The organism is Micromonospora sp. R311 (genome assembly GCF_056780015.1).
Genome location: NZ_JBSWCE010000079.1, coordinates 1 through 8,965, shown reverse-complemented (window position 1 = coordinate 8,965; position 8,965 = coordinate 1). Strand labels below are relative to the sequence as shown.

Here is an 8,965-nt window from a genome sequence, read left to right as displayed (position 1 = left end):
TTGCGTCACAACATGATCCTGGATGCCCTCTCTTCATACCCAGACATCGACCCCTGACATCGGAACTACTCGTCTAGCCGGCGCAACGGAGCGGGCGAGCCCGCATGCGGCCTGCATCGGCCGGCTGGGGGCGGTCAGCGGCCCAGCAGTTCGGCGAGGACCTCGACGACGCGCCGGGTGTGGCGCCCGTCGGGATCCTCGTCGGTGTTCAGGTCGGTCACGCTCATGCCGAGCAGCCGGTCGGCCCGCGCCAGCGGCGTGACCAGCGCGGTGAGCTCGGCCCAGCGCAGCCCGTCCGGTTCCCGGTAGGTGACCGCCGGCAGGTCGCGCGGATCGACCGCGTCCAGGTCGAGGTGTAGCCAGGCCGGTCCGTCGCCGGCCGCGGCCAGCTCCGCGCCGACCTCGCCGGCGCCGCGCCGCCGCAGCTCCGGCACCGGAAGCTGGTGGATCCGCGGGTCGATCCGGTCCGCCTCCACCCGGTTGGCGGGGTCGTCGGGCGGGCGGTGCCCGAGCAGGTGCACCCGGGCGGGGTCGACGAGCGGGCCGTCGTGGTCCACCGCGGCGGCCGGGCCGTGCCCGGTGATCACCGACAGGTCCATGTCGGCGCCCTCGCCGGTCTCCGAGGTGCGCCCGTCGTAGAAGTCCGGGTGGCCGTCGACGAACCAGAGCGTCACCGCCGGCGGCAGGGCCAGGCAGATGCCCGGCAGGATCGCGCAGTCCCCGCCCAGCACCAGGGGGCGGTGGCCGGCGGCGAGCAGCTCGCCGACCCGCGCGGCGACGGCGGCCCCGGCCCGGCGTACCTGGGCCGCGCCGATCAGCCCGCTGGCCGGGTCCCGCTCCGGGTCGTCCACCACCGCGTCCACCCGGCCGCCGTCGTCCGCGCCGAGCGCGGCGAGCAGGCCGGCGGCGCGCAGCGCCTCAGGCGCCCGCTGCTCACCCCGGCCCGTCCCGGACGAGTCCAGCGGCGCGTCCAGCACGACCCATCGCACACCGGCAGGGTAGCGGCGTGGCCCGCGGTCGGACCGGCGATCGCCGGGTCGTAGCCCGACCGGAGGCGTGGCACGCTGGGTGGCGTGTACCGGGAACGACCCGCCGGCGTCGCCGGTGCGGTGCTCTGGACCGCCACGACGGCCGGCACCGCACCGAACCGGGTGCTGCCGGACGGCTGCGTCGACCTGCTCTGGTCCAGCCACGCCGGGCTGCTGGTGGCGGGGCCGGACCGCAGCGCCCACCTGAGCCCGGCCGTGCCCGGCCAGCGCTGGGTCGGGCTCCGGCTGCCCCCGGGCACCGGCCCGGCCGTGCTCGGCGTGCCCGCCGTCGAGCTGCGCGACCGGCGGGTCCCGCTGGCCGACCTCTGGGGTGACCGGGAGGTCGTCGGCCTGGCCGAGCGGGCCGCGGCCGACCCCGGCGCCGTGCTGGTCGAGGTGGCGCTGCGGCGGCTGCGCGCCGCCGGCGGGCCCGACCCGCTCGGCGCGCGGGTCGCCGCCGCGCTGGCCGCCGGCGCCCCGGTGGCCGCGACCGCCGCCGAGGTCGGTCTGGACCCGCGCGCCCTGCACCGCCGCTCCCGGCAGCTGTTCGGGTACGGCCCGAAGACCCTCGCCCGGATCCTACGGATGCGCCGGGCGCTGGCGCTGGCCCGGGCCGGCACGCCGTTGGCCGAGGTGGCCGCCCGCTGCGGCTACGCCGACCAGGCGCACCTCACCCGGGACGTGCGCGACCTGGCCGGGGTGCCACCCACCGTGCTGCTCGCCGCCGGCTGACGCGCTCGGCCGGCGACTGCCGACCCGGGGGCGGCACGGTCCGGCCGGGCACGTCAGCCGGCGGCGCCCGCCACCCAGGCGAACAGGTCCACGCCGTTGCCGTCCGGGTCGAGCACCACCGCGTACCGCTGCCCCCACTCGGCGTCCCACGGCGGCAGGTGCCCCTGGTAGCCGGCGGCGAGCAGGTCCGCGTAGACGCGGTCCACCTCGGCGGCATCGGCGCAGCGGAAGGCGAGACCGGCGCCGCCGCCCTGGCCGGGCTTCCAGTCCGGGTCGAACGAGCGGATGGTCTCCACGGTGTCCCAGGCCAACCGGAGGCCGCCGGGCAGGGTGACCTCCACGTGCGGCTCGGTGTCGGCCTCGGCCGGGATGTCCAGGCCGAGCCGCCGGTAGAAGGCGAGGGAGCGGGACAGATCGCTGGTGACCATGCCGATGAGATCGAGTGTCGGTGCCATGGCGTCCACCGTAGGGAGCGCCCGGCCGGGGTGTCTTGAACGAAACGGACGCCGGACGGAGTGGCCGGTGTGGCCCGCACGGGGCGGACAGGCGGCGTACGGTGTCAGAAGTCCGGCAATTCCGGCTATACGGGGTGCCGGTGTCGACACGGCGAGGGGAAGGAGCGGTCGGTGAACCATCTGGCCTACCTGGACGCGGGGTCCGGCAGCCTGATCGTGCAGGCGGTGGTCGGCGGGGTGGCCGGCGCGGCGGTGGCCGCCAAGCTCTACTGGCGGCGGCTCGTCGACCGGTTCCGCCGGCAGCCCACCGACCAGCGCTGACTCCGCCGGCGATGGCGATCTCCGACACCGGGGTGCGGCCCGAGCCCGCCTCGTTCCGCGACCCGGCCAACCGGGTCTTCCACGCCGGGGACGACGTGTTGCGCGGGCTCGACGCGCGGGCGGCCGAGGAGTGGCGGGCCCTGGCCGCCACCGACTTCTTCCCCGCCCTGCTGGCCGCCGGCAAGGTCTGCGGCACCGAGCCGGCCGACCCGGCACTGCTGCCCGCGGGCGCCGGCTGGGCCGCCGTGCTCCGGCACGAGCGCATCCCGTTCGTCTCCCACCCGTACGAGTGGTCCTTCAGCATGCTGCGCGACGCCGCGCTGCTGCACCTGGAGATCCTCCGCGCCGCGCTGCCGGCCGGGTTCACCACCAAGGACGGGTCGGCCTACAACCTCCAGTGGCGCGGCGCCGAGCCGGTCTTCATCGACGTCGGCTCCTTCACCCCGGTCCGCGACGGCGAGCCCTGGGCGGGCTACCGCCAGTTCTGCCAGACCCTGCTCTATCCGCTGCTGCTCGGCGCCCACCTCGGGCTGGACTTCCAGCCCTGGTTGCGGGCCCGGGTGGACGGGATCGACGCCGACCAGATGCGCCCGCTCTTCGGCGGCGCCCGCCGGCTGCGCCCCGGTGTGCTCGCCCACGTGCACCTGCACGCGGCGATGCAGAGCCGGCACGCCGGCACCAGCACCGCCGAAGCCCGGGCCCAGCTGCGCGCCGCCGGCTACTCGGCCGAGCTGGCGCTGGCCACCGTGCGCGGCATCGAGAAGCTGGTCCGCCGGCTCGACCGCCCGGCCACCGCCAGCCACTGGTCGGCCTACCAGCGCACCTGTGGCTACTCGGCGGATGACCGGGCCGCCAAGGAGGCGTTCGTCGCCGGGACGCTGGCCGCCTCGCCGCGCGCCCGGCTGGTGCTCGACCTCGGCGCCAACGACGGCCGGTACGCCCGGCTCGCCGCCCGGCACGCCGACTACGTGGTCGCCGTGGAACAGGACCCGGCCGTGGTGGACGAGCTCTACCGCGCGCTGCGCGCCGAGGGGGAGCGGCGCGTCCTGCCGCTGGTGATGGACCTCGCCGACCCCTCACCGGGTGGCGGCTGGCGGGGCGTCGAGCGGGCCGGCTTCGCCGACCGGGCCGCCGCCGACCTGGTGCTCGCCCTCGCCGTGGTGCACCACCTGGCGATCGGCCGCAACGTGCCGCTGCCCGAGGTGGTGGACTTCCTCACCCAGCTCTGCGCGCCCGGCGCGCGGATCGTGGTGGAGTTCGTCCACCCCGACGATCCGATGGCCCGCCGGCTGCTGGCCAACAAGCCCGACGGCATCTTCCCCGACTACCGGCGCGACGAGTTCGAGCGGCTGCTCGGCGCGCGGGGCCGGATCGAGCGCCGGCTGGAACTGCCGTCGGGCACCCGGACCCTGTACGCGGCGGTCGTGGGTGGCTGAGCCGGCAACGGCGCCCGGCCCGACCGACCCGCGCCCGAGCGGGACGGACCCGGCCGGGTCCACGCCACCCGCCGCACCCACGCCACCCGCCGGGTCCGCGCCACCGGCGGGGCCTACGCCCTCGGCCGGGCCGGCGGCCCGCGAACCGTCCTCGGGCTGGCGGGCCGAGCTCGCCCGGCTGCTGGAGGTGGCGGCGCTGGTCGGGCTGGTGGTCACCCAGCCGCTGCTCGACGTCCTCGGCCGCAGCCCGGACTTCTTCCTCTTCCACCGTGCCGACCGGGGCGAGATCCTGCTCCTGGTGGTGCTGATCGCGGTCGCGCCCACGCTGGCCGTGGGGCTGCTCGGCGCGCTCACCCGGCTGGCCGGCCGGGCCGTCCGCGCCACCACGCACACGCTGCTGGTCGGGCTGCTGCTCGCCGCGCTGGCCGTGCAGGCCGGCCGGCACGCCACCGGCCTGCGTGGCGTACCGCTGCTGGTGCTGGCGGCGGTGGCCGGCGCGGCCGGGGCGGCGGCGCACCGACGGTGGCGGGCGCCCGGGCGGGTGCTGCGGGTGGCCGCCGCCGGTCCGCTGGTCTTCGTCGGCCTGTTCCTGTTCGCCTCACCCGCGTCGGCCGTGGTGCTGCCCCGCGGCGAGGGCGGCGCGGCCGGCGCGGCCCAGGGCGGGCGGCATCCGCCGGTGGTCCTGCTGGTCCTCGACGAGTTGCCGCTGGTCTCCCTGCTCGGCCCGGACGGACGGATCGACGCGGCCCGGTTCCCGCACTTCGCCGAGCTGGCCGCCGGCTCCACCTGGTACCGCAACGCCACCGGGGTCAGCGGCTGGACCCCGTACGCGCTGCCGGCGATGCTCACCGGCCGGTACCCGGCGCACGGTGTGGCGCCGCACTACTCGCAGTACCCGGACAACCTCTTCACCGCCTTCGGCGGCCTGTACGACATCCGCGCCGAGGAGAGCATCACCCGGCTCTGCCCGCCCAGCCGCTGCGACCAGCCGATCATGCCGGAGCAGGGGCTCGGCGTGCTGGTCCGGGAGACCGGCAAGCTGCTGGGACGGGTGGCCGCGCCGGTGGAGAGCCGGATCGACCCGGAGGACTCCTACCGGGAGCGCACCCGCGCCGAGGCGGGGCTGGACGCCGCCGAACCGGTCCCGGCCGACCCCAAGTTCCGCTGGGACAACCTGGACGACAACCAGCCGGCCCGGTTCACCGCGTTCCTGGCCGGCCTCCAACCCGCGGCCCGGCCGACGCTGCACTTCCTGCACCTGCTGATGCCGCACTCGCCGTGGACCTACCTGCCCTCCGGGGCGCGCTACGACGCCCCGGAGGACCTGCCGAACGAGGGCGCCGGCTGGGTGGACCTGGCCCGGCAACGTCACCTCGCGCAGCTCGGCTACACCGACCGGCTGATCGGCGAGACGTTGCGCACGCTGCGCGCCACCGGCCTCTACGACCAGGCCCTGCTGGTGGTCACCGCCGACCACGGGGTGAGTTTCACCCAGGGCTCCCAGGGGCGGGGCATGGACGCGATCCGGGCCGCCCCGGACGAGGTCGCCTGGGTGCCGATGTTCGTCAAGTCGCCGGGGCAGCGTGCCGGCCGGGTCGACGACCGCAACTGGGAGCACGTCGACCTGCTGCCCACGCTCGCCGACGAGGCGGCCATCCGGCTGCCCCGCCGGGTCGACGGGCGCTCCGCCCGACAGTCGCCGCGCGGCGCCGGGAAGTCGTTCTACGACCGCCCCGGCCAGCCGGTGCCCCTCCCCGGCGGGGTGCCCGACCCGCTTCCGCCGCCGGCCGTACACCCGCTGGTCGGCACCGCGGTGGGGAACCGGCCGACCGGCGGCTCGGCCCGGGTGGCCGACCTGGCCGCGTTCGACGACGTCGATCCGGACACCGGCCGGCTGCCGGCGCTGGTCTGGGGTGACGTGCCCGACCCGGTGCCGGACGGCACGCTGCTCGCGGTCGCGGTCAACGGCCGGGTCGGCGCCGTGGTCCCGGTGGTGGCCCGCGACGCCGGCGGCCGGCGGTTCGCCGCCCTGCTCGCCGACGACCGGCTCTTCGCCGCCGGCGCGAACCGGCTGGAGGTCTACCAGCTCGCCGCCGACGGTACGCTGCACCGGCTCGCCCTCTCCTGAGCCGCGCCCGCGCCCGGCGCGTCCTCGTGGCGCGCCCGGCCCGTCCTCCGTGGCGCTCCCGGGCGGCGCCTCCGGTCGCGCTCCCACGGGATGAGCAGGCGCGTTCCCGGCCGCGCTCCCACGGCACGCCCGCACCGGTGCGGCCCGGCTCCGGCGCCCGGCCGCCCGGGTTTCCCCGCCGGCTGGTCGGGAATCGGGTGACGCATGCCTCACCGCAGAACCACGGTGGGCGGTGTCCCGGCAACCGCGAATACGGTAGAAGCGAAGGCAATTCAACGTAGATCTGCCGGCGAAGCGAGGAACCACATGACGGAAGTCAAGCTCGATCACCCCGGTGGGCAGCTGTCGATGCCGGTGCAGTCCGCGGTCGAGGGCCCCGCCGGTATCGGGGTGGGCAAGCTGCTGAAGGAAACCGGGTTGACGACGTACGACCCCGGTTTCGTCAACACCGCGGCCTGCTCGTCCGCGATCACCTACATCGACGGCGACGCGGGCATCCTGCGCTACCGGGGCTACCCGATCGAGCAGCTGGCCGAGAAGTCCTCCTTCCTGGAGGTCTCCTACCTGCTGATCTACGGCGAGCTGCCGACCGAGCAGCAGCTGACCGAGTTCAGCGAGCGGATCCGCCGGCACTCGCTGCTGCACGAGGAGATGCGCCGCTTCTTCGACGGCTTCCCGCGCGACGCCCACCCGATGGCCGTGCTCTCCTCCGCGGTCAGCGCGATCTCCACCTTCTACCAGGACAGCCTGGACCCGTTCGACTCCTCGCACGTGGAGATGTCCACGGTCCGGCTGATGGCGAAGGTGCCCACCATCGCCTCGTACGCCTACAAGAAGTCGATCGGCCAGCCGTTGCTGTACCCGGACAACTCGCTGGGCTACGTGGAGAACTTCCTGCGGATGACCTTCGGCGTGCCGGCGGAGCCGTACGAGGTCGACCCGGTGATGGCGCGGGTGCTGGACATGCTCTTCGTGCTGCACGCCGACCACGAGCAGAACTGCTCCACCTCGACCGTCCGGCTGGTCGGTTCCAGCAACGCCAACCTCTTCGCCTCGGTCTCCGCCGGCGTGAACGCCCTCTTCGGCCCGCTGCACGGCGGTGCCAACCAGGCCGTGCTGGAGATGCTGGAGAAGATCCAGGCCGAGGGGGACGACGTCCGGTCCTTCGTCCGCAAGGTCAAGGACAAGCAGGACGGCGTCAAGCTGATGGGCTTCGGCCACCGGGTCTACAAGAACTACGACCCGCGCGCCGCGATCGTGAAGAAGGCCGCCCAGGACGTGCTCGGCCGGATGGCCAAGCCGGACCCGCTGCTGGACATCGCGATGGAGCTGGAGGAGATCGCCCTGGCGGACGACTTCTTCGTCTCCCGCAAGCTCTACCCGAACGTGGACTTCTACACCGGCCTGATCTACAAGGCCATGGGCTTCCCGACCAAGATGTTCACGGTGCTCTTCGCGCTGGGCCGGCTGCCCGGCTGGATCGCCCAGTGGCGCGAGATGATCAACGACCCGGAGACCAAGATCGGCCGTCCGCGGCAGGTCTACGTCGGCTCCCCGCAGCGCGAATACCTGCCGCTCACCGAGCGCTGACCGCCGCTGCGCATCCGACAGGCCGCCGAACCCGTGAGGGGTCGGCGGCCTGTCGCGTTGTACGAAGGCACGTGCCCCGCTCGCGCCCTGTCGAGCTGCCCCATCGATGAGACCGGCCACGCGGGATGCGCTCGCGCCCTGTCGAGCTGCCCCATTGTTGAGACCGGCCACGCGGGATGCGCTCGCGCCCTGTCGAGCTGCCCCATTGTTGAGACCGGCCACGCGGGACGCGGCACCGTCACCGCCCCGCCTCGCCCCACCCATGATCCACCTCGACGTCCGGTGGAGTTCCGGTTCGTCCTGCTGCCCCGTCGGTCCGGGCAGCTCGACAGTGGGTGGGGCCCCGATGTCGCGTCGTGGCGGTCAGCGGAGGCCGGCGGCGGCGAGGAGGTTGCCGGTGGGGACGGGCGGTAGGGCGCGGCCGTGGGCCATGCGTTGCGCGGTGCGCTCGGCGGTGAAGGCGGGCGCGGTGGCGATCGCCGCCGCGTAGGTCGCCCCGGTGCGTTGCGCGATCGCCGCCCAGCCGTACTGCTCGTGCACCATGGCCCGGGCCCGGCGGGCCAGCGCCCGGGCCCGCTCCCGGTCGGAGAGCAGGGCGTGCACCGCGTCGGTGAGCCCGTCCGGGTCGTGCGGGCGGAAGGTCACCCCGGTCACGCCGGGCTCGACGATCTCGGCCAGCCCGCCGGTCGCGGCGACCGCCAGCGGCGCGCCTGCGGCGGCGCCCTCCAGCGCGACCATGCCGAACGGCTCGTAGACGCTCGGCACCGCGAAGCAGTCCGACGCCGCCATCACCGCGGGTAGCTCGGCGCCGCCGAGGAAGCCGGGCATGCTCACCGCGGACCCGAGGCCGAGCCGGTGCACGTCGGCCTCCAGTTCGCCGCGGTACGGGCCGTCCCCGGCGATCACCACGCGCAGTTCCGGGTGCCGTTCCCGCAGCCGCGGCAGCCCGGCGATCAGGTGCTGCACGCCCTTCTCGTAGACCAGCCGGCCGGCGAAGGTGACCAGCGGTCCGGTCCCGGCGAACCGGGCGCGGGCGGCGGCGACCGCGGCGGCCGGCGCCCGCCAGCGCTGCGGCTCGACGCCGTTGGGCACCACGTCGACCCGGCCGGCGGGGACGCCGAACAGCCCGGTCACCTCGTCCCGCATGTAGCCCGAGCAGACGATCACCCGGCCCGACTCGGAGCTGAGCCACTGCTCCACGCCGTGGATGGTGCGGTTCATCTCCTCGGGCAGCCAGCCCTGGTGCCGGCCGGCCTCGGTGGCGTGGATGGTGGT

The 8,965-nt window shown here is 75.3% G+C and carries 8 protein-coding genes; 5 read left to right on the top strand and 3 right to left on the bottom strand.

The window, feature by feature from the left end; genetic code table 11:
• Positions 1–134: 134 nt before the first annotated feature.
• On the bottom strand, positions 135–989 hold the full coding sequence (locus AC1WTP_RS33835; protein ID WP_481653286.1) for an arginase family protein: 855 nt from the start codon (positions 987–989) through the stop codon (positions 135–137).
• Positions 990–1,073: 84 nt separating this feature from the next.
• On the opposite strand from AC1WTP_RS33835, the gene AC1WTP_RS33830 reads away from it, so the two are divergent.
• Positions 1,074–1,760, top strand: a complete 687-nt coding sequence (locus AC1WTP_RS33830; protein WP_481653285.1) for a helix-turn-helix domain-containing protein — start codon at positions 1,074–1,076, stop codon at positions 1,758–1,760.
• Positions 1,761–1,813: 53 nt separating this feature from the next.
• Here AC1WTP_RS33830 and AC1WTP_RS33825 read toward each other — a convergent pair whose 3' ends face one another.
• The gene (locus tag AC1WTP_RS33825) at positions 1,814–2,215 is read right to left on the bottom strand and encodes a VOC family protein (protein WP_481653284.1); all 402 of its coding nucleotides are present in this window, start codon (positions 2,213–2,215) and stop codon (positions 1,814–1,816) included.
• Positions 2,216–2,386: 171 nt separating this feature from the next.
• On the opposite strand from AC1WTP_RS33825, the gene AC1WTP_RS33820 reads away from it, so the two are divergent.
• The 4 genes from AC1WTP_RS33820 (at position 2,387) to AC1WTP_RS33805 (ending at position 7,690) form a co-directional block, all read left to right on the top strand.
• Positions 2,387–2,536, top strand: a complete 150-nt coding sequence (locus AC1WTP_RS33820; RefSeq protein ID WP_167183181.1) for a hypothetical protein — start codon at positions 2,387–2,389, stop codon at positions 2,534–2,536.
• 11 nt (positions 2,537–2,547) lie between these two features.
• Positions 2,548–3,972 (top strand): methyltransferase, encoded by a 1,425-nt coding sequence (locus AC1WTP_RS33815; RefSeq protein WP_481653283.1) that lies wholly within the window; start codon positions 2,548–2,550, stop codon positions 3,970–3,972.
• On the top strand, positions 3,965–6,100 hold the full coding sequence (locus AC1WTP_RS33810; RefSeq protein WP_481653282.1) for a sulfatase-like hydrolase/transferase: 2,136 nt from the start codon (positions 3,965–3,967) through the stop codon (positions 6,098–6,100). Before AC1WTP_RS33815 ends, AC1WTP_RS33810 begins: the two co-directional genes overlap by 8 nt.
• A 306-nt stretch (positions 6,101–6,406) precedes the next feature.
• Positions 6,407–7,690, top strand: coding sequence for a citrate synthase (locus AC1WTP_RS33805; RefSeq protein WP_481653281.1), 1,284 nt, complete (start codon positions 6,407–6,409; stop codon positions 7,688–7,690).
• A 363-nt stretch (positions 7,691–8,053) separates the two neighbouring features.
• Here AC1WTP_RS33805 and AC1WTP_RS33800 read toward each other — a convergent pair.
• Positions 8,054–8,965 (bottom strand): glycosyltransferase family 4 protein (locus AC1WTP_RS33800; protein ID WP_481653280.1); only part of this gene is annotated, 912 nt, incomplete at its 5' end.